The sequence below is a fragment of the Bradyrhizobium sp. ISRA436 genome (genome assembly GCF_029910015.1).
Taxonomy (GTDB): Bacteria; Pseudomonadota; Alphaproteobacteria; order Rhizobiales; family Xanthobacteraceae; genus Bradyrhizobium.
Genome location: NZ_CP094519.1, coordinates 7,361,935 through 7,387,627, shown reverse-complemented (window position 1 = coordinate 7,387,627; position 25,693 = coordinate 7,361,935). Strand labels below are relative to the sequence as shown.

The 25,693-nt window shown below is 65.2% G+C and carries 26 protein-coding genes; 12 read left to right on the top strand and 14 right to left on the bottom strand.

Going from position 1 to position 25,693, the window contains the following annotated elements; all coding sequences use genetic code 11:
- Nucleotides 1–86 precede the first annotated feature (86 nt).
- Complete coding sequence (locus MTX23_RS34355; RefSeq protein ID WP_280974499.1) at nt 87–962, bottom strand: sulfurtransferase; 876 nt, start codon at nt 960–962, stop codon at nt 87–89.
- Nucleotides 963–1,220: 258 nt separating this feature from the next.
- Between MTX23_RS34355 and ispG the strand changes: the two genes are divergently transcribed.
- The 3 genes from ispG (at nt 1,221) to MTX23_RS34340 (ending at nt 4,936) form a co-directional block, all read left to right on the top strand.
- Entirely contained in the window at nt 1,221–2,510 is a 1,290-nt protein-coding gene (gene ispG / locus MTX23_RS34350) for a flavodoxin-dependent (E)-4-hydroxy-3-methylbut-2-enyl-diphosphate synthase (protein ID WP_280974498.1), read from the top strand.
- A gap of 135 nt (nt 2,511–2,645) precedes the next feature.
- On the top strand, nt 2,646–3,539 hold the full coding sequence (locus MTX23_RS34345) for a TauD/TfdA family dioxygenase (RefSeq protein ID WP_280974496.1): 894 nt from the start codon (nt 2,646–2,648) through the stop codon (nt 3,537–3,539).
- Between the two features lie 56 nt (nt 3,540–3,595).
- A complete protein-coding gene (locus tag MTX23_RS34340; protein WP_280974495.1) occupies nt 3,596–4,936 on the top strand; it encodes a Rieske 2Fe-2S domain-containing protein in 1,341 nt (446 codons plus the stop codon).
- A 9-nt stretch (nt 4,937–4,945) separates the two neighbouring features.
- Here the strand turns inward: MTX23_RS34340 and MTX23_RS34335 are convergent, their stop codons facing one another.
- The 4 genes from MTX23_RS34335 to MTX23_RS34320 all read right to left on the bottom strand — a co-directional run bounded on the left by MTX23_RS34335 (nt 4,946) and on the right by MTX23_RS34320 (nt 8,876).
- Nucleotides 4,946–6,553 (bottom strand): Na+/H+ antiporter, encoded by a 1,608-nt coding sequence (locus MTX23_RS34335; RefSeq protein WP_280974494.1) that lies wholly within the window; start codon nt 6,551–6,553, stop codon nt 4,946–4,948.
- 153 nt (nt 6,554–6,706) lie between these two features.
- Complete coding sequence (locus MTX23_RS34330; protein ID WP_280974493.1) at nt 6,707–7,081, bottom strand: nuclear transport factor 2 family protein; 375 nt, start codon at nt 7,079–7,081, stop codon at nt 6,707–6,709.
- Nucleotides 7,082–7,266: 185 nt separating this feature from the next.
- Nucleotides 7,267–7,947 carry a DUF1345 domain-containing protein gene (locus tag MTX23_RS34325; protein ID WP_280974492.1) on the bottom strand — a complete coding sequence of 227 codons (681 nt, stop codon included), beginning with the start codon at nt 7,945–7,947 and terminating at the stop codon, nt 7,267–7,269.
- Nucleotides 7,948–7,955: 8 nt separating this feature from the next.
- Nucleotides 7,956–8,876, bottom strand: coding sequence for a polyprenyl synthetase family protein (locus tag MTX23_RS34320; protein WP_280974491.1), 921 nt, complete (start codon nt 8,874–8,876; stop codon nt 7,956–7,958).
- Nucleotides 8,877–9,055: 179 nt separating this feature from the next.
- Between MTX23_RS34320 and mtgA the strand changes: the two genes are divergently transcribed.
- From mtgA to MTX23_RS34305, 3 genes are all read left to right on the top strand, one after another.
- Nucleotides 9,056–9,727: a monofunctional biosynthetic peptidoglycan transglycosylase gene (gene mtgA, locus MTX23_RS34315; protein WP_280978318.1), complete on the top strand. Its 672-nt coding sequence runs from the start codon at nt 9,056–9,058 to the stop codon at nt 9,725–9,727.
- 155 nt (nt 9,728–9,882) lie between these two features.
- The gene (gene rpmF / locus MTX23_RS34310) at nt 9,883–10,068 is read left to right on the top strand and encodes a 50S ribosomal protein L32 (protein ID WP_044536294.1); all 186 of its coding nucleotides are present in this window, start codon (nt 9,883–9,885) and stop codon (nt 10,066–10,068) included.
- A gap of 140 nt (nt 10,069–10,208) precedes the next feature.
- Nucleotides 10,209–10,844: a hypothetical protein gene (locus MTX23_RS34305; protein WP_280974490.1), complete on the top strand. Its 636-nt coding sequence runs from the start codon at nt 10,209–10,211 to the stop codon at nt 10,842–10,844.
- A 10-nt stretch (nt 10,845–10,854) separates the two neighbouring features.
- Here MTX23_RS34305 and MTX23_RS34300 read toward each other — a convergent pair whose 3' ends face one another.
- On the bottom strand, nt 10,855–11,139 hold the full coding sequence (locus MTX23_RS34300) for a hypothetical protein (protein WP_280974489.1): 285 nt from the start codon (nt 11,137–11,139) through the stop codon (nt 10,855–10,857).
- Between the two features lie 218 nt (nt 11,140–11,357).
- On the opposite strand from MTX23_RS34300, the gene MTX23_RS34295 reads away from it, so the two are divergent.
- On the top strand, nt 11,358–13,049 hold the full coding sequence (locus MTX23_RS34295) for a bifunctional diguanylate cyclase/phosphodiesterase (RefSeq protein ID WP_280974488.1): 1,692 nt from the start codon (nt 11,358–11,360) through the stop codon (nt 13,047–13,049).
- Nucleotides 13,050–13,233: 184 nt separating this feature from the next.
- Here the strand turns inward: MTX23_RS34295 and phaR are convergent, their stop codons facing one another.
- Complete coding sequence (gene phaR / locus MTX23_RS34290) at nt 13,234–13,821, bottom strand: polyhydroxyalkanoate synthesis repressor PhaR (protein WP_280974487.1); 588 nt, start codon at nt 13,819–13,821, stop codon at nt 13,234–13,236.
- A gap of 314 nt (nt 13,822–14,135) precedes the next feature.
- Here phaR and MTX23_RS34285 point away from each other — a divergent pair, with 314 nt between their 5' ends.
- The 3 genes from MTX23_RS34285 (at nt 14,136) to MTX23_RS34275 (ending at nt 17,256) form a co-directional block, all read left to right on the top strand.
- Complete coding sequence (locus tag MTX23_RS34285) at nt 14,136–15,314, top strand: acetyl-CoA C-acetyltransferase (RefSeq protein ID WP_280974486.1); 1,179 nt, start codon at nt 14,136–14,138, stop codon at nt 15,312–15,314.
- Between the two features lie 171 nt (nt 15,315–15,485).
- Nucleotides 15,486–16,211: an acetoacetyl-CoA reductase gene (gene phbB, locus MTX23_RS34280; RefSeq protein ID WP_280974485.1), complete on the top strand. Its 726-nt coding sequence runs from the start codon at nt 15,486–15,488 to the stop codon at nt 16,209–16,211.
- A gap of 172 nt (nt 16,212–16,383) precedes the next feature.
- A complete protein-coding gene (locus tag MTX23_RS34275) occupies nt 16,384–17,256 on the top strand; it encodes an EamA family transporter (RefSeq protein WP_280974484.1) in 873 nt (290 codons plus the stop codon).
- 27 nt (nt 17,257–17,283) lie between these two features.
- Here MTX23_RS34275 and MTX23_RS34270 read toward each other — a convergent pair whose 3' ends face one another.
- Both MTX23_RS34270 and gloB read right to left on the bottom strand, forming a co-directional pair.
- Nucleotides 17,284–17,718 (bottom strand): cupin domain-containing protein, encoded by a 435-nt coding sequence (locus MTX23_RS34270; RefSeq protein ID WP_280974483.1) that lies wholly within the window; start codon nt 17,716–17,718, stop codon nt 17,284–17,286.
- A complete protein-coding gene (gene gloB / locus MTX23_RS34265; RefSeq protein ID WP_280974482.1) occupies nt 17,718–18,485 on the bottom strand; it encodes a hydroxyacylglutathione hydrolase in 768 nt (255 codons plus the stop codon). Before gloB ends, MTX23_RS34270 begins: the two co-directional genes overlap by 1 nt.
- 231 nt (nt 18,486–18,716) lie before the next feature.
- On the opposite strand from gloB, the gene MTX23_RS34260 reads away from it, so the two are divergent.
- Nucleotides 18,717–19,487, top strand: coding sequence for a methyltransferase domain-containing protein (locus MTX23_RS34260; RefSeq protein WP_280974481.1), 771 nt, complete (start codon nt 18,717–18,719; stop codon nt 19,485–19,487).
- 136 nt (nt 19,488–19,623) lie between these two features.
- On the opposite strand, the gene MTX23_RS34255 is transcribed toward MTX23_RS34260, so the two are convergent.
- Both MTX23_RS34255 and prmC read right to left on the bottom strand, forming a co-directional pair.
- Entirely contained in the window at nt 19,624–20,316 is a 693-nt protein-coding gene (locus tag MTX23_RS34255) for a DUF4167 domain-containing protein (RefSeq protein WP_280974480.1), read from the bottom strand.
- 440 nt (nt 20,317–20,756) lie between these two features.
- A complete protein-coding gene (gene prmC / locus MTX23_RS34250) occupies nt 20,757–21,647 on the bottom strand; it encodes a peptide chain release factor N(5)-glutamine methyltransferase (protein WP_280974479.1) in 891 nt (296 codons plus the stop codon).
- 105 nt (nt 21,648–21,752) lie between these two features.
- Here prmC and MTX23_RS34245 point away from each other — a divergent pair, with 105 nt between their 5' ends.
- Nucleotides 21,753–22,178 (top strand): HIT family protein, encoded by a 426-nt coding sequence (locus MTX23_RS34245; protein WP_280978317.1) that lies wholly within the window; start codon nt 21,753–21,755, stop codon nt 22,176–22,178.
- A gap of 13 nt (nt 22,179–22,191) precedes the next feature.
- On the opposite strand, the gene MTX23_RS34240 is transcribed toward MTX23_RS34245, so the two are convergent.
- Genes MTX23_RS34240 through MTX23_RS34230 form a run of 3 tightly spaced genes read right to left on the bottom strand, consistent with a single transcriptional unit; the run spans nt 22,192 to nt 25,635 of the window.
- Nucleotides 22,192–22,890 carry an ABC transporter ATP-binding protein gene (locus MTX23_RS34240; RefSeq protein ID WP_280974478.1) on the bottom strand — a complete coding sequence of 233 codons (699 nt, stop codon included), beginning with the start codon at nt 22,888–22,890 and terminating at the stop codon, nt 22,192–22,194.
- A complete protein-coding gene (locus MTX23_RS34235; protein WP_280974477.1) occupies nt 22,887–24,746 on the bottom strand; it encodes a branched-chain amino acid ABC transporter ATP-binding protein/permease in 1,860 nt (619 codons plus the stop codon). Before MTX23_RS34235 ends, MTX23_RS34240 begins: the two co-directional genes overlap by 4 nt.
- A gap of 13 nt (nt 24,747–24,759) precedes the next feature.
- The gene (locus MTX23_RS34230) at nt 24,760–25,635 is read right to left on the bottom strand and encodes a branched-chain amino acid ABC transporter permease (RefSeq protein WP_280974476.1); all 876 of its coding nucleotides are present in this window, start codon (nt 25,633–25,635) and stop codon (nt 24,760–24,762) included.
- Nucleotides 25,636–25,693: the final 58 nt, after the last annotated feature.

The window sequence follows — 25,693 nt, the reverse complement described above, 5'->3', positions numbered from 1 at the left end:
GGCCTCTCGGCTCAAGCCCCGGCGTCTCTGGAATACTGGGTCACCCGTCTTCGCGGGTGACGACGCCGGACGCTGCTGATCACGTACTACCCCGTCTCGATCGGCAGCGACTCGTCCTTGGCCCATTCGCCCATCGAGCCGTCATAGAGCGTGAGGTTGTGATAGCCGAGCCGATGCAGTTGCAGCAGGTCGACGGTTGCCGAGATGCCGCCGCCGCAATAGGCGATGACGCGCTTGTCCTTGGTGATGCCCTGGGCTGCGAACACAGCCTCGGCCTCCTTCAGCGGCGCGAAGGTCTTGTTCTTGGGATCGACCAAGGTCGCCGCCGGCACGCTGACGCTGCCGGGGATGCGGCCGGGCCGGCCGTAGCGGCTCGGCTCCAGACCTCTGAAGAATTGCGGGCCGAGCGCGTTGACGATCACGGTGTCGTGGTCGGCGGTGGCAGCGAGCACGTCGTGCTTGCCGACGAACAGGTCCGGCTTGGGCCGGGCCGTGAAGGTGGCGGGCGGATAGCCGCCGGCAAGCCCGGTCTCGATGTCGCGCCCTTCCGCGGTCCATTTGTCGATGCCGCCGTCAAGCACCGAGGCGCGCTCGAAACCCAGCGCGCGCAGCATCCACCAGAAGCGGGTTGCCCACATCGCGGTGCCGATGGAATAGAGCACCACGCGGCTATTGGCCGAGATGCCGTGGCGGCCGAACGCGGCCTCGAGCTGCGCGACCGGCGGCATCATGAAGCGCAGCGCGGTATGCGCATCGGAGAATTCGGCCTGCAAATCGAGGAAGTTCGCCCCCGGAATATGCCCGGCCTCGAAGGTCTGCCGGCCCGAGACCACGATATAGGGGACGCCGCTGCCCGCAGGCGCCGGCTCCAGATAGGTGGTGCAGTCGAACAGGCGCAGCTCGGGGCGGGTGAGGATGTCGGCGAGTTCCGCCGTGGTGATCAGCTCGTTATGGTCGGCCATGTCACGTCCTCCCGGCATGCTTTAAGGGAATGCTAAGATGCGCCGGATCACATGAAAAGCCGCGACTTTGCCCTTTGAATCACCCCAATCCGGCCCAATATAGCCGACCATGCAGGACGCCGCTGCATGGCTTGCCTTCGGCCCAATCGGTGTCATAAGCTATTGAATTCACAACGGAAACATGATCTTCGGCTGCGCGATTGCGAAAGCCCACCGTCCCCTTGGTGAATGTCACCAAAACCTGATATTCGAGGCGCCATGAACAAGCCCGAGATTTTGCCGCAAGACGACGTCGCAGGCCCCCAGCCGCGGCACCAAACCACCCAGGTTATGGTCGGTAACGTTGCCGTCGGCGGCGGCGCGCCGATCGTGGTGCAGTCGATGACCAACACCGACACCGCCGATGTCGAGGGCACCATTGCCCAGGTCGCAGCGCTCAGCCGCGCCGGCTCGGAGATGGTCCGCATCACCGTCGACCGCGAGGAGGCTGCGGCCGCGGTTCCGCACATCCGCGACGGCCTGCGCAAGCGCGGCATCACGACGCCGCTGATCGGCGACTTCCACTATATCGGCCACAAGCTGCTCGCTGAATATCCCGCCTGTGCCGAGGCGCTCGACAAGTACCGGATCAATCCGGGCAACGTCGGCTTCAAGAACAAGCGCGACACGCAGTTCGCCGACATCATCGAGATCGCCAACAAGAACAACAAGCCGGTGCGCATCGGCGCCAATTGGGGCTCGCTCGACCAGGAGCTGCTCACCAAGCTGATGGACGAGAACACGGCCTCGCCGAACCCGCGCGATGCCCGCGCGGTGACCCGCGAGGCGATGGTGCAGTCGGCGCTGTTGTCGGCGGCCCGCGCCCAAGAGCTCGGCATGCCCAAGAACAAGATGATCCTGTCGGCGAAGGTTTCCGCCGTGCAGGATCTGATCGCGGTCTATCGGGAGCTGGCGCGCCGCTCTGACTATGCGATCCATCTCGGCCTCACCGAGGCCGGCATGGGCTCGAAGGGCATCGTCGCTTCCTCGGCCGCGCTCGGCATCCTTTTGCAGCAGGGCATCGGCGACACCATCCGCATCTCGCTGACGCCGGAGCCGGGCGGCGATCGCACGCTGGAGGTGCAGGTCGCGCAGGAATTGCTGCAGACCATGGGCTTCCGCACCTTCGTGCCGCTGGTTGCGGCCTGCCCGGGCTGCGGCCGCACCACCTCGACCACGTTCCAGGAGCTGGCGCGCTCGATCCAGGATTTCATCCGCGACGAGATGCCGACCTGGAAGACGAAATATCCCGGCGTCGAGCAGCTCAACGTCGCAGTCATGGGCTGCATCGTCAACGGCCCCGGCGAATCCAAGCATGCCAATATCGGCATCTCGCTGCCGGGCACCGGCGAAGCGCCGGCCGCGCCTGTGTTCGTCGACGGCAAGAAGTTCCGCACCCTGCGCGGCCCGACCATCGCCGCCGAGTTCAAGGCGCTGGTGATCGACTACATCGACCAGCGCTACGGCAACGGCGCCAAGCTGCCGGAGACGGCGGGCGCCGCGGAATAAATTGCGGTGGCGGTAGCCCGGGTGGAGCGAAGCGAAACCCGGGGCACTGCTGCCATGCATGGGCTGATCCCGGATTGCGCTTCGCTCCGTCCGGGCTACGATGTTTCGTAATCAAGAAACATCGGGAGAACGCCCATGAGCTCACTGTCCGGCAAGCAGGGCCCGCGTTACCGGCACCTCGCTGACGAATCCGAGCCCTACGAGACCATCGGCGTCGAGAAATTGACGCCGATCATCGGCGCGGAGATTTCCGGCGTCGATATCGGCAAGCTCGTCGACGGCGATGCGCGCTCCAACCGCCAGATGGACGAGATCCATCGCGCGCTCGCCGAAAACCTCGTCATCTTCTTCCGCGACCAGCACATCACCCCGGCCCAGCATCTCGCCTTCGGCCGCAAGTTCGGCGAGCTGCACGTGCACCCCGCCGCGCCCAACGAGGGCGATCCGGCGCTGATGAAGATCTATGCCGACAAGGATTCGCCGCGCGCCAATGGCGAAGGCTGGCACACCGACGTGTCCTGCGATCTCGAGCCGCCGATGGGCTCGATCCTCTACATCAAGCAGTGCCCGCCGCGCGGCGGCGACACGCTGTTCGCCAACATGTATGCCGCCTATGAGGCGCTGTCGGACCGCATGAAAGCCTATCTCGACGGACTCACCGCGCTGCATGACGGCGAGCAGACCTATCGCGGGCTCTATGCGAACTATGGCGTCGCCGACAAGCAGAGCTATCCGCGCGCCGAGCATCCTGTGGTTCGCACCCATCCGGTGACGGGCAAGAAGGCGCTCTATGTCAACCGCGGCTTCACCCGGTTCATCATCGGCATCCCCCGCGACGAGAGCGACGCTGTTCTGGCCTATCTCTACCAGCATGCGGAGAACCCGCTGTTCCAGTGCCGCTTCCGCTGGACCGAGAACGCGATCGCGTTCTGGGACAACCGCTGCGCTCAGCACCGCGCGATGTGGGACTACTGGCCGCATACCCGCTCCGGCACGCGCGTGACCGTGAAGGGAGAACGGCCGGTGTGAGCCGTTACGCCATCTACGAAGCCAGAAAGGCAACGAGACATCCGGGGAGGTCGTCCATGCTTCGTGCCGAAGACAACAAATTCCTCACCGAGGCAGGTGCGGGAACGGGGATGGGCGAGTTGCTGCGCCGGTTCTGGATTCCGGTGCTGCTCTCGGAAGAACTCCCGGAGCCGGATGGCGACCCGAAGAAGATCGTGGTGCTCGGCGAGGAATTGCTCGCCTTCCGCGACAGCCGCGGCGTGGTCGGCGTCATCGATCAGTACTGTCCGCATCGGGGCGCCAATCTCTGGCTCGGCCGCAACGAGGAATGCGGCATCCGCTGCGTCTATCACGGCTGGAAGTTCGACACCGACGGCGCTTGCGTCGACATGCCGACGTCGTATCCGGACCTCAACGCCAAGGACCTGATCCGCATCAAGTCCTATCCGGTTCGCGAATGGGGCGACATGATCTGGGCCTATATGGGCCCCGCCGATCAAATGCCGGAACTGCCGGCGCTGGAGATGGCGCTGCTGCCGCCGTCGCACCGCTTCGTCAGCAAGAAGTGGCAGGACTGCAACTGGGTGCAGGCTCTGGAGGGCTCGATCGACACCGCGCATTTCACCTTCGCGCATCTCTCCTTCGAGAAGGAGGAGAACGAGATCCTCGACATCAAGCGGCACTTCGTGAATCCGCTGACGCGGGTCGCGACTGACCACATGCGCTGGATCGCCGAGGATCCGCGCCCGGTGATCAAGATCAACCCGCATGATGCCGGCCTCACCGTTGCCGGCGGGCGGCTCACGGGAAGCGACAACATCTATTGGCGCATCGCCCAGTTCCTGATGCCGATCCATTCCTACGCACCGAGCTCGATGCCGGGCGAGAACATCTTCGGCCAGAGCTTCGTGCCGGTCACCGACACCAATTGCTGGATCTACACCTACGCATGGAATCCGCACCGGCCGCTGACCGAGGCGGAGCGCGACGGTTACCGCAACGGCAATGGCGTGATGGCGGTGGTCGACGAGAACTACGTGCCGCTGCGCAACAAGTCGAACAACTATCTGATCGACCGCAAGCTGCAACGGACCAGGAGCTACACCGGTATCAAGGGCGTCTCCGAGCAGGACGCCGCAGTGCAGGACAGCCAGGGGCCGATCGCCGACCGCACCCGCGAGCATCTCGGGCCGACCGATCTCGGCATCATGCACTTCCGCAAGCTGGTACTGGATGCCGCCCGCGCGCTGCAGCAGGGCGAGGCGCCGCCACACGTCAAGCGCCAGGACCGTTACACCGTGCGCTCCGGCGCCTGCGTCACCAGCAAGACGAAGGATCTCGCCGCCGTGATGATCGAACGCTTCGGCCATCCCGCAGGCTTCGTCGGCGGCCCCGGGCAGAACGCGGCAGCGGAGTAGGCGCGAGCGCTACAGCGGAATCCGCCGATACTCGCGGTTGGAGAGGCTCGCTTCCTCAAGGTCGAGGTCGCGCTCGATCCGGCGGCGTGTCTCGTCGGTGATCTTGCCGTCGCGCAGCAGCGCATGGATGAACTTGCGCTCGGAGGAGATCAGCTCGCGCGTCAGCTCCGTGCCGGTCGCGGAGGCGTCGTGCTTGTCCGGGTCGAGGGAGTCGGGCAACTGGCTAAGGCGGATCTCGTGCCGCGAGCGCAACAACTTCACCACCTCATCCGACAATTCGCGATCGTCGGTGATGGCATCGAGCGACTTCAGCGCAGCCGCCAGCGCGTCGCGCCGTGCCGCGATCTCCTGTTCGTGCTCGGCGAGATGCTCGCTGCGGCCGTCCCTGGCGAGGCCGAGCCAGCGCACCACCGGCGGCAAGCCGAGGCCGAGCCCGACCAGCGTCACGAAGATCACGCCGAAAGCGACGAACAGGATCAGGTCGCGGTAGGGGAAGGGATCGCCATTCGGAAGCGCCAGGGGCAGAGCCAGCGCCGCGGCGAGCGACACCGCGCCGCGCACGCCGGTGAAGGCGACCACGAAGACCGCCCGCCAAGACGGCAGCGGATCGCGCTCGCGCACGCGCCGGCTGATCCAGCGCGGGAGGTAGGTGCCGGGGAACACCCAGAGGAAGCGCGCGACGATCACGATGACGGCGACCAGCGCGGTGGCCGCGAGGATGTCGTGCAGCGGAAACGCCTTCGATCGCTCGAACAGCGAGCGCATCTGGAAACCGGTCAGCAGGAACAGCAGGCCCTCGATCAGGTAGATGACGAGGTCCCAGAAGAAGATGCCTTGCAGGCGCGTCGCGGCCGAGATCAGCAGTGGCCCGTTCCAGCTCATATAGAGCCCGCAGGCGACGGTGGCGATCACGCCGGAGCCGCCGAAATGCTCCGGAATCCAGTAGGCGATGTAGGGCGTGATCAGCGACAGCGTGATCTCGACTTGGGGATCGCGGGCCCGGCGGCGTGCGCGCAGGCTGAGCCAGCCAACGGCCGCGCCGAACAGGATCTCGCCGGCGACGATGATGAGGAACGTACCGGTCGCCTTCGGAAGCGAGAACAGCCCGGTCGAGATCGCCGCCACCGCGAAGCGATAGAGGATCAGCGCGGTCGCGTCGTTGGCGAGGCCTTCGCCCTCGAGCACGACCAGGATGCGCCGCGGCATGCCGAGCTTGCGCGCGATCGCGAGCGGCGCGACCACGTCCGGCGGCGCGACGATGGCGCCAAGCAGGAAGCCGACGCTCCAAGGCAGGCCGATCAGATAGTGCGTTGCGGCCGCGACCATGAAAGCCGTGAAGATCACGCAGCCGACCGACAACAGGATGATCGGGCGCAGATTGGCCTTGAACTCGCGCCAGCTCATCGCGACGCTCGCCGAATAGATCAGCGGCGGCAGCACGACCAGCAGCACCAGCTCCGGCGGCAGTTCCACCGACGGCATGCCCGGCACGAAGGCGAGCACGACGCCGACCAGCAGCAGCAGGATCGCCGGGGCAACATTGACCCGGCGCGCCAGCAGCGCGGTTCCCGCCAGCAGACCCAGCAGGGTGAGAAAGATCTGAAACTTGGCTTCCATAAGAGGCTCAATTCGCCCGGAAACCAGCGCCAGTCAATGCGGATCGGCCGGCCGCGGGTCGCCCGAGCCGGTCACAAGGTCGTCGTACGACAGCTGTCAAAGGGAGCCGTACGGCTTACGGGCGATCCGAAGTGGCGGGCGAAACGCCGGCGATCACTCCCGGAGGTCGTAGCGGTAGGATTTCGAGACGATCTGCCAGCCATCGGCGAGCTTCATCGCCACCAGATAGTCGGTGAAGTAGCGCGGCGGCAGCTGGCAGCGAACCTTGATGAAGGCGGTCTTGTCGTCGGAGCGATCGATGGTGACGATGAAGTCCTCGCGCGGCTTGCCTTCCGCCTTCGCCGACGGCCGCTTGCGCACGCGCTCAAGCCAGTCCGGCACGGTCAGCACCTGCAGCTCGCCTTTCTCGACCCAGCGGAGGTCGGCAGACGGATGGAAAATGGTGCCGAGCTTGTCGGCGCTGCCTTCGTAGAGGCCGTCGAAATAGGTCTGCACGACATCTTCGACGCTCGATCGATCTTGGCTCATGGGTTAGTCCTCCCGGCAGGAATTGGCGCTGACAGGATTTAGCCATGAACCACTGAATTGCACCATCTCCGCCGGCAGACCATGTGCGATGTCTAGCTGTGCCGTCTTGTCAGGCCCGGCTGCCATCTCGGTATCGCGGCGGCGGCCCCAGTCTCGGGTCGGCAATGTCGAGGTTTGCAATTAGACTAGATCGCGCTCGCCGCGATGTTCACCATCAAGGCCAGCAGTGCGGTGTTGAACACGAACGAGATGATGCCGTGTACGGTCGCGGTGCGGCGGATGATCCTGTCGGTGATGCCGACATCGGAGACTTGCGCGGTCATGCCTATCACGAACGAGAAATAGACGAAGTCCCAATAGTCGGCCTCGACATGCTCGTCGCCGCTCGGGAACTGCAGGCCGCCGGGTGTCTTGCCGCGATAGAAGTCGTGGGCGTAGTGCAGCGCGAACGCGGTGTGAACCACTGTCCATGACAGGGCGATGGTGACGACCGCAACCGCGATCGCCGCCGGATTGTCCTTCGCCGCGCCGAGCTCGGAGACGATGGCGGCCAGGCTGGCAAACGCGCCAAGGGCCGTCAGCAACAGGATCAGGAACCGCCCATCGTCCTGTACGATCGCATTGCGCTTGATGTGGCCGACGTCGCAGCGCAGCATCATGACATAGGCGAGCACGAGATAGAGCGCGGCGAAGGCGTCCCAGCCGGCGAGCAGGCGCGTGACGGTGCGCGCCGATTCCGGCACCAGCAGCGCCACCAGGATGCCGAAGGCGACCGAGACGAAGGTGCGCGGCCGGCCCACGATAACGCGGACCGGCAGCGGCAGCTTGCGGAAACGAACAAGGCGGGCCTCGAACTCCCTGCTCATTTCGTCGGCTAGTTCTTGCGCTCGGCGACGAAGCGCGACGTCGCCCGCAGCACGTCGCCCCTGGCGCCGAACACCGACAGTGCGGCATCGGCACGTGCAACGAGGTCGCGCACGCGCTGTTTCGCGCCATCGATGCCGAGCTGGGTGACGAAGGTGGTCTTGCCGAGCGCGGCATCCGCGCCGGCCGGCTTGCCGAGTGCTGCCGAGTCGCCCTCGACGTCGAGCAGGTCGTCGGCGATCTGGAAGGCCTCGCCGAGTGCTTTGCCGTAATCGTCGAGCGCCTGGTATTCCTTCTGCGAGGACTGGCCGAGGATCGCTCCGGAGATGCAACCGAAGCGCAACAGCGCGCCGGTCTTCATCTGCTGCAGGCGGGCGACGTCGACCGGTTCGCGGTCGCCGAAGCGGCCTTCGCCAGCGAGGTCGAGGATCTGGCCGCCGGCCATGCCGCCGATGCCGGAGGCGCGCGCCAGCGCGCGGGTCAGGAGCAGGCGGACCGTGGCGTCCTTATGGATCGCGTCGCGGGTGACGATGTCGAAGGCGATGGTGAGCAGCGCGTCGCCGGCGAGGATCGCGGTCGCGTCGTCATAGGCCTTGTGCAGGGTCGGACGGCCACGGCGCAGGTCGGAATTGTCCATCGCCGGCAGATCGTCGTGGATCAGCGAATAGCAATGGATGCATTCGAGCGCCGCTCCGGCCATCAGGGCCGACTCCCGGGGCACCCCAAACACCGCCGCGCTCTCGACCACCAGGAACGGCCGGAGCCGTTTGCCGCCGCCGAGGCTGGAATAACGCATCGCCTCGATCAGCCGCTTCGGACGCACGATCTCGTCGGATTCCGTCGCGTCAGACAGCAATTGCGCGAGCAGGGCTTCGGTATCCTCCGCGGTCTGGTCCAGCCGCTTGGCAAACTCTGCAGTACCGGTCGTCATTAAGAATTGCTCCAGATCGATTTTCGGGCGGACAATCGTTGATGGCACCGGCTTCGTCAATTCCACCCTGCGACGGAATGCGCCTTAAAAGTGCTGGAAAAACCGTGAATTATCATGCGGACGTCGGGTGCCCGGCCCTGTTCTGGCGGGTGGACCGCGTCCCCGCCGGGACCCTTGTTTTGCGCATCGTCCGAATTCTATTGCTGCTTTTGCTGGCCCTGCTGTTGCTGCCGTACCTGGTGACGCCGTTCTACCGCACCGGCCACCCGGTCTCGGCCCTGATGGCGTGGCGGACGCTGAAGGGCGCGCCGGTCACGCGGCATTGGATCGATCTTGGTGCAATTTCACCCTATCTGCCGCGTTCCGTGGTCGGCTCGGAGGACGCCCATTTCTGCACCCACCGCGGCATCGACTGGGGCGCGCTGCGTGAGGTGATCGACGACGCCGAGGACGGCGAGGTGGCGCGCGGCGGATCGACCATCACCCAGCAGGTCGCCAAGAACCTGTTCCTCTGGTCCGGTCGCAGCGTGATCCGCAAGGGCCTGGAATTGCCGCTCGCGCTCTGGATCGATTTCGTGCTGCCCAAGCAGCGGATCCTGGAAATCTACCTCAACATCGCCGAAATGGGGCCGTCCGGGCAGTTTGGTGCCGAAGCCGGTGCACAATACGCCTTCGGGAGGTCGGCGGCCGCCCTGTCGCCGCGCGAGGCGGCGCTTTTGGCAGCAATCCTGCCGAATCCGGTTAAAAGAAGTGCCCGGAACCCGGGCCCCGGGGTACGCCGGCTGTCCGGCACCTATATGGCGCGGGCCAATAAGGTTGGGCGCTGCTGGCGCGAAAATCGCGGCACTTAAGCCGATTTCGGGCGCATTTTGCGTTATCCCACCCTAGATTTACGCGGTCCCTTCCTCTATAAGCGCGGCCTTACCGGCATCGCAGCTTGCGCTCTCAGCGCTGTGCCGTCCGCATTTCGGACGATGCCTCCGCAACACCCCTAGAGGACACCGTTATGGCCGTTCCCAGAAGAAAAACCTCGCCGTCGCGCCGTGGCATGCGCCGTTCGGCCGACGCGCTCAAGACCCCGACCTATGTCGAGGACAAGGACTCCGGCGAACTGCGTCGTCCGCACCACCTCGACCTGAAGACCGGCATGTACAAGGGCCGCCAGGTCCTGAAGGCCAAGAAAGAGTCCTGATCGGACGTCCGGCCTGCGCTGCAATGCTTGCGGCGCTGCGCCTGAATTCGGCCAACGAGTGCGGTCAAGACGGGCGCGTCTGCGGCGAGGCTGATGCATCGCCGTAGTGCTTGGTTCTCCCTGAATAAGGCGCAAGCCCGATGGTCGGTTTTCCGCTGCTCCTGATTCCGCTCGCGGTCTACAACATCATCGTTTTCCTGATGCCCGGCGTGTCCTTCACGGACCCGCTGATCAGGCTGACGTTGATGTCGGGCGAGGAATGGCAGATCACGCTGAGCGACATGCTGCTCGCCGCCGGCGTGCTGCTGTTGCTGCTCGAGGTCATCAAGGCCGCCCGCCCCGGCGCGAAATATCTCACCGATCATCTGCTCTCGCTGATCGTGTTCGGCGCCGCGGCCGCCGAGTTCGTGCTCTGGCCGAAATTCGGCACCTCGACCTACTTCCTGCTCGCGCTGCTTGCGCTGGTCGATTTCATCTCGGGAATTGCGCTGCGCACGCGCCGCCGCGCGCAGGCCGTGCCTGCGGCACCAAGCGCCCATGCCAGCAGGTCCGAGCCGGTGCCGAGCGACACGCTGCAACCCCAGCCTGAGCCGGCCGCTGCGCCCGCACCTGCCGCTGCACCTGCGCCTGGTGCGCCGCCGCCCGCCGCGCCAGTTCCCCCTGCGGCATCGGTCGCGGAATCCGTGCTGCTCGATCAGGCCGCGCCAAAGCCCTCGGTCGCCTCACCGGATCTGCAGCCCGGCAACCAGCCGCCGTCAGATACGCCGAAGCCCTGAAGATTAATCGCTAGATGATCTGCCGGGTCCGCCGCGCGACGCTGCGGCGTTCGCGCAGATGCGGATCGTACGCGCTCTGTGCGTCGGCCAGTGATCCCCGCCGGAGCCTGCGGGTCTGCGGTTCGCGCTCGGCGGTCGCGAGCAACTGGGCGACGAAAGAGGGATCGGCATTGATGAGCGGCACCTTGGGCGCCCAATGGGTCGTCCCGGTCAGCGGGACCAATGCCGTGCAGGGCGCCTTGCGATCGCTCGCGACCTCATCCTCCTCGACATCAGATTGATCGATATCGAACATTGCAACAGGCCCGGGTTAACCGTCACATTTTGGGACATTGCGTCCCTCTGCACCCTTATCACGGCAAGGACCATGCCGAATATGCCGCATCCGTTCCGCGGCGCCGTCAAATGTGGTTTCCGGATTATTTATCAACTTCACCTAGCGTTGGATTTGCCGGAACCACTATCTTTGGGACGTAGAATCACCGCGTGCTGTTCCGAATCGAGGCAAGCCCGATGCCCTCTGTCCCGCCAGCTGCCAGCATCCTCGCCTCGCTCGGCCAGGCAACATTCGCTTGGGATTTGGCGACCGACGCGCTTGCGTGGAGCGACAATGTCGCGGCGGTTTTCCCTGACATACCCGAGGCGGCATTCGCCAGCGGCGCGGAGTTCGCCAGACTGATCGAGCCATCGCCCTCCCTGCGCCGCGAGGCGCTCGGCCTGGCCGCGCCGGCACCAAGCGGCGAAGCGATTCCCTATCGGATCGAATACGGCGTGCGCGCCGTAACCTCCGCGCCCGTGATCTGGATCGAGGAAACCGGCGTCTGGTTTGCGGGCGCCGACGGCCGGCCGGAGCGCGCGCAGGGCATCGTTCGCATCAACAACGAGCGCCACGCCCGCGACGAGCAGCTTCTCAAATTGTCGCGTCACGATCCGCTGACCAACGAGCTCAACCGCACTCATCTGATCGCCTCGCTCGCCGAGACGATCGAGGAGTGTGCGCGCTTCCGCACCTCCTGCGCCTTCATGCTGATCGGCATCGATCATCTGGCGCGGGTCAATGACGCCTTCGGCTTCGACGTCGCGGATGCTGTCATCGCCGAGGTCGCGAAGCGGATTCGCGCGCGGCTGCGCAGCGGCGACATGCTCGGCCGTTTCTCCGGCAACAAGGTCGGTCTGATCCTGCGCAACTGCACGGTCGACGACACCAATGTGGCCGCCGAACGGTTCCTGGCCGCGGTGCGCGACGACGTGGTGCCGACCAAGTCCGGCCCGGTGTCGGTGACGGCCTCGATCGGCGCCGTCACCATCCCGCGGCATGCGAGGTCGGCGGAGGAGGCGGTCAACCGCGCCCAGGAGACGCTGGAGTCCGCCAAGAGCCGCCGGGCCGGATCGTTCGCGATGTGGAAGCCGAATGTCGAGCGCGACGCCCAGCGTCGCGCCAACATCCGCGTCACCGATGAGATCGTCACCGCGCTGAACGAGCGGCGGATCGTGATCGGGTTCGAGCCCGTGGTCGAGGTGCACTCGCGGCAGCCCGCGTTCTATGAATGCCTGGTCCGCATGGAGCAGGAGGACGGCCAGGCGCTGCTCGCGCCTGACATCGTGCCGGTTGCCGAGCGGCTCGGCCTGATCCGGCTGGTCGATCACCGCGTGCTGGAGCTGGCGATTGCCGAACTCGCCGCCGCGCCCGGCGTGCAGCTCAGCCTCAACATCTCGCCCGACACCACGATGGATCCGGACTGGTGGACCACGATCGAATCGCTGATGCGTGCGCATCCCGGCGTCGGCGAGCGGCTGATCGTCGAGATCACCGAGACGGTCGCGATCCAGGACATCGACCACGTCCGCGGCTTCGTCACGCGGCTGAAGAATTTCGGCAGCCGGATCGCGATCGACGATTTCGGCGCGGGCTACACCTCGTTCCGCAACCTGCGCAAGCTCGGTGTCGATCTCGTGAAGATCGACGGCGCCTTCGTGCAGAACATCGTGCACTCGGCCGACGATCGCGCCTTTGTGCAGACGCTGATCGACTTGGCGCGGCGGCTTCAGATCAAGACGGTCGCCGAGTGGGTGCAGGACGAAGAAGCCGCCGTGATGCTTCGCGAGTGGGGCTGCGACTTCATCCAGGGCCGCCTGATCGGCCTCGCGTCACCGGACCGGCCTTGGAGCGGGCCGCCCGAGAAGGCAGTGCCGGCGGCGGGGTAGTTCGAAGTGCCGCTACAAGACCCGTCATCCCCGCGCAACGGCTTCGCCGTTGTCGCTGGAGGAGCCGCGCAGCGGCGTCTCGAAGGATGCACGGCCCGGCCGGTGGCGGTCGTGCTTCGAGACGGCTGTTTCGCAGCCTCCTCAGCGCGACGGACCACAAAGCGCGGAATGCGCGACGAAACGCCTACTCGTCCTTCTTCGGCTGCGACATGCGCTCGAGGCGTTCCTGCATGTCCTTCATCTGGCGGCGAAGGTCGTCGATGTTGCTCTCATCGGGCGCAGGCTCCGGCACCTTCTCCGGCTCCGCATTCGTGCGTTGCGGCACGAACGGCTTGAACATCGAGAAGGTCTGCTGGAACAGCTCCATGTTGCGGCGGACCTGTTCTTCCAGCGGCGCAAACGGTGTGCCGCTCAAGGCACCCGCGATCTGCTTGCGGAACTTCTCCTGCTCTTTCGTCAGCGTTTCGAGCGACTGTTCGAGATATTTCGGCACCACCATCTGCATGCTGTCGCCATAGAAGCGTATCAGCTGGCGGAGGAACGTGGTCGGCAGCAGGTTCTGCCCGGCCTTGTTTTCCTGCTCGAAGATGATTTGCGCGAGCACCGAGCGGGTGATGTCGTCGCCTGTCTTGGCGTCGTAGACGAGGAAATCCTCGCCTTCCTTCACCATCGCGGCGAGATCCTCGAGTGTCACGTAAGTGCTCGTACCGGTATTATAGAGCCGCCGGTTCGCGTATTTCTTGATCGTAGTCGGTTGTTCAGATTTTGCCATGGGCTCACACTTCAAACACCGAAGGATCCGGAACCCGGCAGCACCGCCGCAGGGCTAAATGCAACGCATCGCAGCAAAGGTAAGCATTTTCAAAGCGCTTCGGCTACCGTTTTGTGCGGCACGGTTAATCTCAAAGCATAGGGATTGCTCAGGAAACTGCCAAGGGCGTCAATTTGAATGCGTCGCGGCGCGAATTCGGCCACACTCCGATTGACATGCCTCAACGAGGTTTACAGGATGGGTAGCTAAGAGACAGGCCCGCCAACCGGCCGCCCGCCGTCGAAAAAACCCAGCTACAACCACAGGAGATGTCCATGTCAGACGATGTCGTCATCGTCAGCGCCGCCCGCACCCCGGTCGGCAGCTTCAACGGCGCGTTCGCCACCACCCCCGCCCACGACCTCGGCGCGATCGCCATCAAGGCGGCGCTGGAGCGCGCGGGCGTCGAGCCCGGGCAGGTCTCCGAAGTCATCATGGGCCAGATCCTCACCGCCGCGCAGGGCCAGAATCCGGCCCGCCAGGCCTCGATCTCGGCCGGCATCCCGGTGGAGAGCCCGGCCTGGGGCGTCAACCAGCTCTGCGGCTCGGGCCTGCGCTCGGTCGCCCTCGGCTACCAGGCACTGGTCAATGGCGACTCCTCGATCGTCGTCGCCGGCGGCCAGGAGTCCATGAGCATGGCCCCCCACGCGCAATATCTGCGCGGCGGCGTCAAGATGGGCGGCCTCGAACTGGTCGACACCATGATCAAGGATGGGCTGTGGGATGCCTTCAACGGCTACCACATGGGCAACACCGCCGAGAACGTCGCCAAGCAGTACCAGATCACCCGTTCGCAGCAGGACGAGTTCGCCGTCGGCTCGCAGAACAAGGCCGAGGCCGCGCAGAAGGCGGGCCGGTTCAAGGACGAGATCATTCCGGTCACCATCAAGACCCGCAAGGGTGATGTCGTCGTCGACACCGACGAGTATCCACGCCATGGCGCCACGCTGGACGCGATGGGCAAGCTGCGGCCCGCCTTCGAAAAGGACGGCACCGTGACCGCCGGCAACGCCTCGGGCATCAACGATGGTGCCGCCGCCGTGGTGCTGATGACCGCCAAGGAGGCGGCGCGGCAGGGCAAGAAGCCGCTCGCCCGCATCGTCTCCTGGGGCCAGGCCGGCGTCGACCCCAAGATCATGGGCACCGGCCCGATCCCCGCCTCGCGCGCCGCGCTGAAGAAGGCCGGCTGGAACATTGCCGACCTCGACCTGATCGAGGCCAACGAGGCGTTCGCCGCGCAGGCCTGCGCGGTCAACAAGGACCTCGGCTGGGATACCGCCAAGGTCAACGTCAACGGCGGCGCGATTGCGATCGGTCACCCGATCGGTGCGTCAGGCGCGCGCGTGCTGGTGACCTTGCTGCATGAGATGCAGAAGCGCGATGCCAAGAAGGGCCTCGCGACGCTCTGCATCGGCGGCGGCATGGGCATCGCCATGTGCGTTGCACGCGACTGAACAAAAGGCAGCGGGGCGGGTTAGGTGATGAAAAGATCATCTGTCAACCGCGGCGCGAGCTGATAAATAAGATGCCCGGCCACGCGCCGGGCATTTTTGTTTTGTACGTGAGTGAGTGCAAAAAAGCCGGAGTCATTCCGGCTGTAAAAGACGGCCAAGGAGGAGTCGGACATGGCACGTGTTGCATTGGTGACGGGCGGAACGCGGGGCATCGGAGCTGCGATCAGCAAGGCTCTGAAGGCGGCGGACTACAAGGTGGCGGCGACTTACGGCGGCAATGATGCGGCTGCGGAGAAGTTCAAGGCCGAAACCGGCATCCCCGTGTTCAAATGGGATGTTGCCTCGTTCGACGCCTGCGCGGACGGCGTGAAGAAGGTCGAGGCCGAGCTCGGTTCGGTCGATGTGCTGGTCAACAATGCCGGCATCACCCGCGACACCGCCTTCCACAAGATGACGCTCGAGCAGTGGAATGCCGTCATCAACACCAATCTCGGCTCGCTGTTCAACATGACGCGCCAGGTGATCGAGGGCATGCGCGCCCGCAAGTTCGGCCGTATCATCTCGATCTCCTCGATCAACGGCCAGAAGGGCCAGTTCGGCCAGGTCAATTATTCCGCGGCGAAGGCCGGTGACATCGGCTTCACCAAGGCGCTCGCGATCGAAAACGCCAAGGGCGGCATCACGGTCAACGTGATCGCTCCGGGCTACATCAACACCGAGATGGTGCAGGCGGTGCCGAAGGACGTGCTGGAGAAGAACGTGATTCCGCAGATCCCGGTCAATCGCCTCGGCGAGCCGGAGGAGATCGCGCGCGCGGTCGTATTCCTGGCCGCTGACGATGCCGGGTTCATCACCGGCTCGACGCTGACCATCAATGGTGGTCAATATCACGCGTGACGCGCGAAGCGTCGTCGCGTCGCAGGCGTTATCAATCAAGTCATGGTGCCCGGCCTTGTGCCGGGCATCAACGTCTTTACAAGGGTGTTCCGAACGATGACGTGGATGGCCGCGGCAACTTGAGCGAAGAGATGTTCTGCGCTCGTGCCCGGCCGTGCCGGATCTTGCCCTGATGTCGACTCGTACCGCCACCCTTGCTGGACTGACCGCCATCCTGATGTGGTCGCTCTTGTCGGTCATGACGGTTGCGACCGGGCAGATTCCGGCCTTCCAACTCGCTGCGATGACCTTCGCGATCGGGGCGGCGGTGGCGTTCGCAAGCTTCCTGTTTCGTCCGTCCGCCTTCGCCGCATTGAAGCAGCCGCCGGTCGCCTGGGCCGTCGGCGTCGGCGGCCTGTTCGGCTATCACGCGCTGTATTTCCTGGCGCTGCGCTTCGCGCCGCCGGCGGAAGCAGGCCTGCTCAATTATCTCTGGCCGCTCCTGATCGTGCTGTTCTCCTCGCTGCTGCCGGGTGAGCGGCTCGCGGTCCATCACATCGTCGGGGCGGTGCTGGGCCTGGTCGGCACGGTGCTGCTGTTCGCCGGCAATACCGGGAGCTTCGCGCAGAGCCAGATTCCGGGTTTCGCGGCCGCCTTTGTCGCCGCCTTCGTCTGGGCGACTTACTCGGTGATGTCGCGCCGGCTGAAGGCGGTGCCGACCGATGCGGTGGCCGGCTTCTGCCTCGCCACCGCGATGCTTGCCGCGCTCGTGCATATGATGGCGGAGACCTCGGTGTGGCCCGCGACGCCGCTGCAATGGCTCGCCGTCGTCGGACTTGGCATCGGCCCGGTGGGTGCTGCGTTCTTCGCCTGGGACATCGGCATGAAGCGCGGCGACATCCGCGTGCTTGGCGCTGCATCCTATGCCACGCCGCTATTGTCGACCGCCTTCCTGATCCTCGCGGGCTTCGCCAGACCGAGCGCCAACATCGCCATCGCTGCGATCCTGATCGCGGGCGGTGGTCTGATCGCGGCCAAGGACATGGTGTTGAGAAAGAGGACGTAGGATGGGTAGAGCTTCGCTCTACCCATCCTACGAAGAGGGCTCCCAGCCCTTCGGCGCCAGCTCGAAAATCGCAAACTCGAATCCCGGCGCCACGGTGCAGCCGACCAGCGTCCAGTCTCCGGTGCTTTCCGCGGCCTGCCAGGCACCCGCCGGCACGATAGCCTGCGGCCGTTCGCCGCTGCTGACGTCGGGACCGAGCGTGACCCTGTGCCGGCGGCACCCCTCATGGGCGATCTGCAGGATCAGCGGCGCACCAGCGTAGTAGTGCCAGACCTCGACCGCGTCGATCCGATGCCAGTGCGAGCGCTCGCCGCGCGCGAGCAGGAAGTAGATCGCGGTCGAGCAGGCGCGTCCGCTGCCGTCGCAGCGCTTGTCGCGAAACGTCTCGCGATAATGTCCGCCTTCCGGATGCGGCTTCAGCTCGAGCTGCGCGATGATCTCGGCCGCCGAGGGCTGCGACATCAGGATTTGTTCTTGCGCTCGCGGAGCTCACCGAACACTTCGGCCGGGTCGGCGCCCTTCATGCGGAGCTTCGCCGCGACCGAAGGCTCGTCGGCCCGCAGGAACACGTTGGCCTTCTTCTCGTCGCCGAGCAGCACGGGAATCGTCGGCTTGTTCTCGGCGCGCAGTTTCGTGACCTCCGCGGCGCGGGCCTGCAGCGCCGGATTGTCCGGCTCCACCGTCAGTGCGAACTTGACGTTGGAGGCGGTGTACTCATGGCCGCAATAGAGCCGGAAGTCGTCCGGCAGCGAGCGCAGCTTCTGCAGCGAATCCCACATCATGGGGTAATTGCCTTCGAACACCCGGCCGCATCCGATCGAGAACAGCGTGTCGGCAGCGAACACCGCCTTCTCGCCGTCGAACACGTAGGAGATGTGGTCGAGCGTGTGGCCGGGCGTCTCCACCACGCGCGCCAGCAGGCTGCCGACCTTGATCACGTCGGCATTGGCGGCGCGCAGGTCGACATTGGCGATCTTCGCCGACTTGTCATGCGGGGCGACGACGCGGCAGCCGTATTTCTGCTTCAGCTCGGCGACGCCGCCGACATGGTCGCCATGGTGATGGGTGATCAGGATGTCGGTCAGCGTCCAGCCCTCACGCTCCAGCGCCTTGATGATGGGTGCGGCCTCCGGCGCGTCGATCGACGCCGTGGCCTTGGTCGCGGGGTCGTGGACCAGGTAACCGAAATTGTCGGTGAGGCAGGTAAAGGTACGAATTTCGGCGGCCATGATATCTCCACGAAGTGCTTGGGCGAGGACGCCCGAGCATGATCCGCCTGGGACCGGACCATGCTCTGACGTCTCTCTAGCTGAGCCTGATCCTATCGAAAAAACCGGTTCCCACTTTTTCGGATCATGCTCTAACACGCCAAATATAGGGGTGAAATACGGCGTTAACGCTCCTGCGGCAACGCAATTTTCCGCGCGCCGCGGCCGCAAGCGGCATGTTAGGTTGGACTCATGGACGTCATAGACCTCCGCGACTTCTATTCGCAGCGCCTCGGCATCGTGGCCCGGCAGCTGATCAACCGCGGCATCCGTGAACGCTGGCCCAATGCGGAAGGGCAGCGCGTGCTCGGGCTCGGCTATCCGACGCCCTATCTCGGCCTGTTTCGCGAGTCCTGCGAGCGCTGCATCGCCTTCATGCCGGCGGCCCAGGGTGTGCTGAAATGGCCGACCGGGCGGCCCGCGCTCGCGACCCTGATCGATGAATTCTCGATGCCGCTGCAGGATGCCGCGGTCGACCGCGTGCTGCTGGTGCACGCGCTGGAGATGTCCGACGATCCGGAGCGGCTGTTGCGCGAGGTCTGGCGGGTGCTGGCGCCGTCCGGGCGGCTGATCGCCGTGATCCCGAATCGCCGCGGCGTATGGACGCGCACCGACAACACGCCGTTCGGCCATGGTCGCCCGTATTCGCGCGCGCAGATCACGCAACTGTTGCGGCAGACCTGGTTCACGCCGACGGCATGGGGCGAGGCGCTGTTCATGCCGCCGGTGCAGGGCGGTTGGTTCCTGCGCTCGGCGATGGCATGGGAGCGCGTCGGCGCGGCACTGTCGCTGCCGTTCGCCGGCGTGCATATCGTCGAGGCCAGCAAGCAGGTCTATCGCGCGATTCCCGCGCACCGCGAGCGCACGCGGCTGATCCCGTCGCTGCAGCCGGTGCTGGTGCCGTCGTCGACGGCGACGCGCGGACAAGGCGTTTTCGAGCGAAACGGACGCCGGATCGTGTGAAGAAAACGCACGAGCCCGGAGCTTTGGTTCTGATTCAGTCAGAACCGAGAATGCGCGGGCAACAGCAAAGGCGCAAAAGCAAAGGGCGGGCCGCCTCACGCGTTGCCCGCCCTTTTCTCAAGATTGATCCGAAGCCTTAATCGTTGCCCGGATTGATATCATCGCTCGGCGCCGGCTGCGCGGCCATCTCGGGACGCGGGCCGTGCGGCCGACGGCGGCGGCGCGGGAAGCGTTCGCCACGCTCGCTGCGTTCCCCGCCGCCATTGCCTTCATAGGTGCCGCTGGCCGGCGGCTGTGGGCTTCCGGTGATGAAGGAGGGCAAGCGATCGACACCGCCGGCATCGGCCATCACGGGTTGCGGCTGGCTCTGCGGCTGCGGCTGATATTCGCGCGGCTGCTGCTGGTCGCGCTGGTAGGGCTGCTGGCCGTTGTCGCGCATATAGGGCTGCGGCTGCGGCACGAAGCCCGGCTCCTGACCAAAGCTCGAGTAGCCGTCGTCGTCGCCGTCCTCGGACAGCGTCACTTCGGCGTCGGGGCGCGGCTGCTGCTGGTTCTGCCGGAACTGCTCCTGAGCGGCCGCGATGATCCGGTAATAGTGCTCGGCATGCTGGTAGTAGTTTTCGGCGGCCACGGGGTCGCCGGAGGAGCGCGCGTCGCGGGCAAGTTGGACATATTTCTCGGCCACGTGGGAGGCCGTGCCGCGGATCTTGATGTCGGGTCCGTTCGATTCATACACCCGTGTCAGGGGATTCTGGCCGCGCCGGTTATTGTTGTTGTTATTGTTATTGTTCCGGTTGCGCATCCGCTTGTTATTCTGACCGTTTCTCATCTGTCGCCTTTTATTCCAGCCCTGAAGTTATTGCCGTCCATTGCTACGTTCGATTCGGTGCGCGCTCACGCGCACGGAATCGCACTACCGTTCGAAATTGGCTTCGATTTGCCGACCATCGCGTTCAGCAAAGACGCGTTCCCCAACCGCCGACGACCTCGCCGGCGACCAAATCATTCCGCCCGTCGAGACAGGCGCAGTTCTCTTGCGTAAGTCTTCAAGCGCAATAACAGGCTTTCGTTCGCTTGGCGGTCGAGAGCAGCACGGCTCAGGCTCTTGCGCTCTATGTGACCTGCGTTCTTGGAACCTTTCAATCGGCGGGTTCCCGTCGAGAACCCTGGTCATCACCCGTAGGCTACGGGGCCAGCACCGATGTTATGCCCGGAACGTAGTCGTTCCCGGGGGATATTCCAAGAGGTTTTTTGCGTTCAAATAGGACTTTATCGGGGCAGTCGCCGGGCCGAAACCGCCCGTGGGATGCCCCCGAGATCGGCCCTGGGCAGTCCTGTTGGGGATAATCCCGATGCCGTCATCAGGGCTTCAACGTCGTCGCTCTGGCCGAGACCGACTTCCACAACCAGAACGCCACGTGACGTCAAAAGACCCGTGGATTGCGCAATCAACGCGCGGTAGGCATCGAGCCCGTCCGTGCCGCCATCAAGCGCCGCACGCGGATCATGGTCACGCACTTCGGCGGCGAGACCTTCAATGTCGGTTGTGCGGATATAGGGCGGGTTGGACACGATCAAATCGAACGCGCCTGTGAGACCACTGCTGTAGTCACACATAATCCACGTTGCGCGATCCGCAAGTCCGAGCTCCGCGGCGTTCCGGCTCGCCGTCCGCAGCGCCTCCGTCGAGATATCGGTTCCGAAGCCGCGCGCATGCGGCAGTTCCGAGAGCAGCGCCAGCAGGATCGCGCCGGAGCCCGTGCCGAGATCGGCGATCCGCAGCGCGCGATCGGTCGCGCCGTCGGCGCGCAACAACTCCAGCGCGCGCTCGACCACCGTTTCGGTGTCGGGCCGCGGCACCAGCGTGGCAGCCGAGAGCTTGAGCGGTAGTCCCCAGAACTCCTTCATGCCGAGAATACGGGCAACCGGTTCGCCGGCGAGGCGGCGTTGCGCGAAGGCTTCGAGGCGATCCGATTCGTCCGGCGTGATCGCGCGGCCTGCCGCCGTGATCATGCCGGTCAGATCGAGGCCGAGCGCGGCGCCGACCAGGAGCCGTGCATCGAGCTCGGCGGAGCCGTTGCCGGCGGCCTTGAGGCGCGCGGAGAGCGCGCGCCTGATGATCTCGACGGTCTGGCTGCCATTGTCAGCGGGTTCGCTCATCGCGCGTTGTTAGCCGATGGTCGACGCGGCGTCGATATCACTTGCGCCGTGCGCGGCCGGCGCGCACGGTTGATGTCTGAACGACCCGATCCGGAAGCAACGACCATGACGCCCTATGATGACCAGAACATCTTCGCCAAGATCCTGCGCGGCGAGATCCCGAGCTTCAAGGTCTATGAAAACGACCGGACCTTCGCCTTCCTCGACATCATGCCGCGCTCGCCGGGGCATACGCTGGTGATCCCGAAAGCACGAGCGCGCGGAATCCTCGATATCGCGGAAGATGACCTTGCGGAGGTCGCCCGGTCGGCGAGACGGATCGCCATCGCCGCGATGAAAGCGTTCCATGCGGACGGCATCATCATCCAGCAATTCAGCGAACCCGCCAGCGGCCAGGTGGTCCTTCACCTGCATATGCATGTGATGCCGGTCAAGGACGGCGTGGCGCTGCTGCCGCCCCAGACCCGCAAGGAAGACATGGACGTGCTTGCCGATCATGCCCGGTGGATGATCGCCGCGCTCGGAAACTGAGCTGGACTGTGGCCTAGACCCCGAGATAGCGCTGCAGCACGTCGGGCTGCGCCTTGATCTCCTCCGCGGGTCCCTCATGGACGATATGTCCATTGTTGATGATGTAGATGCGCTCCGCGAGCGCGAGTGTGGCGGCCAGGTTCTGCTCCACCAGCACGATGGTCTGTCCGGTCTCGGCAAGCTCGCGGCATGCCTTCATCAGGTCGCGCACGATGACCGGCGCCAGCCCCTCGAACGGCTCGTCGAGCAGGATGATCTTCGGGTCGCGCACCAGCGCGCGGGCAATCGCCAGCATTTGCTGTTCGCCGCCCGACAGGTCGGTGCCGCGATTGCCCCGGCGCTCCCTGAGCCGCGGAAACATCTCGTAGATGCGGTCGAGCGGCCAGCGCTGCGAGGCGGTCAGCCCGGCGATGACGAGATTCTCCTCGACGCTGAGGCTGCCGAAGATGCGGCGTTCCTCATGGACCAGCTGCATGCCGGCCTGCGCGATCCTGTGGCTCTTCCTGCCGGCGACCTCGGCGCCGTCGAACATCACCGAACCGCTGCGCGGCGTCACCACGCCCATCAAGCTCTTCAGCGTCGTGCTCTTGCCGGCGCCGTTGCGGCCGAGCAGCGCCACCACCTCGTTGCGCTCGACGCGCAGCGAGACGTCGAACAGGATATGAGAATCCCCGTAATAGCTGTTCAGTCCGTTAACCTCGAGCAGGCTCATGCGGCGAGCTCTCCATGCACGCCGCCGAGATAGGCCTCCTGGACGGTCGAGTTGTTCTTGATCTCTTCGGGCGTTCCTTCGACCAGGACGCGGCCTTCCTGCAGCACGGTCACGCGCTCGGCGAGCTCGAACAGCGCGTCCATGTCGTGGTCGATGATGATCATCGTCCGGCCCCGGCTGATCGACTTCAGCAGCTTGACGGTCTCGACGCGCTCGCGCGGGCTCATGCCGGCCAGCGGTTCGTCGAGCAGCAGCAGGCTCGGCGACGTCGCGAGCGCCAGTCCGATCTCGAGCCGGCGCTTTTCGCCATAAGCGAGCTCGGACACCGGCGTGTCCGGCCTCGCCGCGAGATTGACTAGCTCGAGCGTGTGCTGCACCTGCTCGGACAGGCCGGGAATGCTGTCGATGCTGCGGAACAGATCGAGCCGGAACTTACCGCGAAGCGCCGACAGGGCCGCGATCACCAGGTTCTCGCGGACGGTCAGTCCGGCGAACAGCTGGTTGACCTGGTAGCTCTTGGTCAGGCCAAGCTGACACACGTCGGTGACGTTCATTCCGGTGATGTCGCGGCCCTCGAACATGATGGTGCCCGAGGTCGGGTGAACCTCGCAGGTCAGCATCTTGAAGAAGGTCGACTTGCCGGCGCCGTTCGGGCCGATGATGCCGCGCAGCTCGCCATGATTGACCGTGAAATCGATATTGCTGTTGGCGACCAGTCCGCCGTAGCGCTTGGTCAGGCCCCTGGCCTGCAGGATCGGTCCGGACGGATCGGCGGCGGCGCCGTGTCGCGCCGGCATGGGTGCGGCTGTGATCTGCCGGGCGGGGCTGGCTTCGGCGGTCACCGCGCTGTCCAGCGGCGCGCTCTCGTCCGGCGCCTTGCCGCGCCGTCCGGTCAGGAGCCCGTAGAGATCCACGAGGCCGCCGACGATGCCGCGGCGCAGGAAGCACACCAGTAGCACGAAGACGATGCCGAGCACGAGCTTCCAGGCGGCGCCCAGCCCGAGCGTGGCCTGCAGGAAATCCTGCAGCGATAGCCAGACGGCGGCGCCGACCAGCGGCCCAAACAGGGTGCCGCGACCGCCAATCGCCGTCTGCATCACGAGCTGCCCTGAGGTGTCGAAGGTGAAGGCATCGGGCGGCATGAAGGCCTGCAGCACGCCCAACAGGCCGCCGGCAAATCCTGCATAGGCGGCGGCGATCACGAAGGCGGTCAGCTTGTAGCCGTGGATGTTGTGGCCGACCGCCGTCGCCCGCAGCGGGTTGTCGCGGATGGCGCTGAAGATGGCGCCGACCGGCGAGCGGACGATGCGCAGCGCAATCGCGACGCCGATGAAGTAGCACAGCGCCAGGAACTGGTAGAGCGACCAGCCGGTGGTGAAATGCAGCGTGGTGAAGCCGAGATTGAAGCTCGGGGTCGGCACGCCCGGCAGCCCGTTTTCGCCGCCGGTGAAGTCCGACAGCGGATTGAACTCGACGAAGAAGAACACCTCCGCGATCGCGACCGTGATCATGGCGAAGTAGATGCCGGTCCGGCGCAACGCGATCAGGCCGATCAGATAGCCGGTGGCGGCGGCCGCGATCATGCCGATGATGAGCGCAAGCACGACATTCGGGAAGCCGGCCTGGGTCAACAGATACGCCGCGACGAAGCCGCCGGTGCCGTAGAACGCGGATTGGCCGAACGACAACAGGCCGGTGAAGCCGAACAGGATATCGAAGCCGAGGCCGAACAGGCCCCAGACCAGAATCCGGTTCACCGTGTTCGGCGCAAATCCGAGCAGCGGCAGCACGAAAGGCGCGGCGATCAGGCCGATGGCCGTCAGGGTCTCGATCAGGAAGGGGCGCTGTTTCAGCATTGTTGATCCGTCGTCATTCGCGGCCCTGCGTGCCGAGCAGGCCGTGCGGTCGCAGCACGAGCACGAGCGTCATCGCCGCGAACAGCATGACATAGGCGTAGCCTGGGTTGAACATCGAGGTGATGCTGATGATCTCGCCGGCGATCAGGCCGCCGAGGATCGCGCCGGGAAACGAGCCGACGCCGCCGATCACCACCACCACGAAGGTCTCGACCAGGATGTCGTCGCCGACGCCCGGCGTGAGCGAGACCACCGGCGCATTGATGATGCCGGCAAAGCCCGCGGCCATCGCGCCGATGCCGAACACGATCATGAAGACGCGGTAGACGTTGATGCCGAGCGAATCGACCATCACCGAATCCTCGATGCCGGCGCGCACGATCATCCCGAGCCGCGTGCGGTAGAGGACCAGGAACAGCGCGCCGAGCGCGACCGCGACGATGCCGACGACCGCGAGGCGATAGGTCGGATAGAACAGGAAGCCGAGCGAGGTGATGCCCTGCAGCGCCGCCGGCGGTGGCACGACCTGCGACTGGCTGCTGAAGATCAGCCGCACGATCTCGACGAAGCAGATGCCGAGCCCGAACGTGACCAGGAGCTGGTCCTCATGCGGACGGTGATAGAAGTGGCGGATGATGACGCGCTCCATCACCACGCCGAGCACCATCACGAACAGCGATCCCGCGATGACCGCGAGGATGAACGAGCCCGTATAGGTGTAGGCCACGTATCCGGCATAGCCGCCGATCATGAACATCGCCCCGTGGGCGAGATTGAGCACTCCGAGCGTGCCGTAGATGATGGTTAGACCGGAGCTGATCAGTGCCAGCAGCGCGCCGAGCGCGAGGCCGTTGAACAGTTGCGAGACGAAATTCGGCCAGTTGATCATGGCGACACTTCACATGGCCTGCTCAGCGGATGTGTGCCGTCGCAAGCGTTCCGACACA

Coding starts and splice junctions, on each gene's coding strand:
- MTX23_RS34305 (WP_280974490.1), top strand. CDS start 10,209: ATGGTCGGTTTTCCGCTGCTCCTGATTCCGCTCGCGGTCTACAACATC.
- MTX23_RS34325 (WP_280974492.1), bottom strand. CDS start 7,947: ATGAGCAGGGAGTTCGAGGCCCGCCTTGTTCGTTTCCGCAAGCTGCCG.
- MTX23_RS34340 (WP_280974495.1), top strand. CDS start 3,596: ATGCTTCGTGCCGAAGACAACAAATTCCTCACCGAGGCAGGTGCGGGA.
- MTX23_RS34335 (WP_280974494.1), bottom strand. CDS start 6,553: ATGGAAGCCAAGTTTCAGATCTTTCTCACCCTGCTGGGTCTGCTGGCG.
- phbB (WP_280974485.1), top strand. CDS start 15,486: ATGGCACGTGTTGCATTGGTGACGGGCGGAACGCGGGGCATCGGAGCT.
- MTX23_RS34355 (WP_280974499.1), bottom strand. CDS start 962: ATGGCCGACCATAACGAGCTGATCACCACGGCGGAACTCGCCGACATC.
- MTX23_RS34320 (WP_280974491.1), bottom strand. CDS start 8,876: ATGACGACCGGTACTGCAGAGTTTGCCAAGCGGCTGGACCAGACCGCG.
- prmC (WP_280974479.1), bottom strand. CDS start 21,647: ATGAGCGAACCCGCTGACAATGGCAGCCAGACCGTCGAGATCATCAGG.
- MTX23_RS34275 (WP_280974484.1), top strand. CDS start 16,384: ATGTCGACTCGTACCGCCACCCTTGCTGGACTGACCGCCATCCTGATG.
- phaR (WP_280974487.1), bottom strand. CDS start 13,821: ATGGCAAAATCTGAACAACCGACTACGATCAAGAAATACGCGAACCGG.
- MTX23_RS34230 (WP_280974476.1), bottom strand. CDS start 25,635: ATGATCAACTGGCCGAATTTCGTCTCGCAACTGTTCAACGGCCTCGCG.
- MTX23_RS34235 (WP_280974477.1), bottom strand. CDS start 24,746: ATGCTGAAACAGCGCCCCTTCCTGATCGAGACCCTGACGGCCATCGGC.
- MTX23_RS34270 (WP_280974483.1), bottom strand. CDS start 17,718: ATGTCGCAGCCCTCGGCGGCCGAGATCATCGCGCAGCTCGAGCTGAAG.
- rpmF (WP_044536294.1), top strand. CDS start 9,883: ATGGCCGTTCCCAGAAGAAAAACCTCGCCGTCGCGCCGTGGCATGCGC.
- ispG (WP_280974498.1), top strand. CDS start 1,221: ATGAACAAGCCCGAGATTTTGCCGCAAGACGACGTCGCAGGCCCCCAG.
- MTX23_RS34295 (WP_280974488.1), top strand. CDS start 11,358: ATGCCCTCTGTCCCGCCAGCTGCCAGCATCCTCGCCTCGCTCGGCCAG.
- MTX23_RS34285 (WP_280974486.1), top strand. CDS start 14,136: ATGTCAGACGATGTCGTCATCGTCAGCGCCGCCCGCACCCCGGTCGGC.
- gloB (WP_280974482.1), bottom strand. CDS start 18,485: ATGGCCGCCGAAATTCGTACCTTTACCTGCCTCACCGACAATTTCGGT.
- MTX23_RS34260 (WP_280974481.1), top strand. CDS start 18,717: ATGGACGTCATAGACCTCCGCGACTTCTATTCGCAGCGCCTCGGCATC.
- MTX23_RS34330 (WP_280974493.1), bottom strand. CDS start 7,081: ATGAGCCAAGATCGATCGAGCGTCGAAGATGTCGTGCAGACCTATTTC.
- MTX23_RS34345 (WP_280974496.1), top strand. CDS start 2,646: ATGAGCTCACTGTCCGGCAAGCAGGGCCCGCGTTACCGGCACCTCGCT.
- MTX23_RS34255 (WP_280974480.1), bottom strand. CDS start 20,316: ATGAGAAACGGTCAGAATAACAAGCGGATGCGCAACCGGAACAATAAC.
- MTX23_RS34300 (WP_280974489.1), bottom strand. CDS start 11,139: ATGTTCGATATCGATCAATCTGATGTCGAGGAGGATGAGGTCGCGAGC.
- MTX23_RS34240 (WP_280974478.1), bottom strand. CDS start 22,890: ATGAGCCTGCTCGAGGTTAACGGACTGAACAGCTATTACGGGGATTCT.
- MTX23_RS34245 (WP_280978317.1), top strand. CDS start 21,753: ATGACGCCCTATGATGACCAGAACATCTTCGCCAAGATCCTGCGCGGC.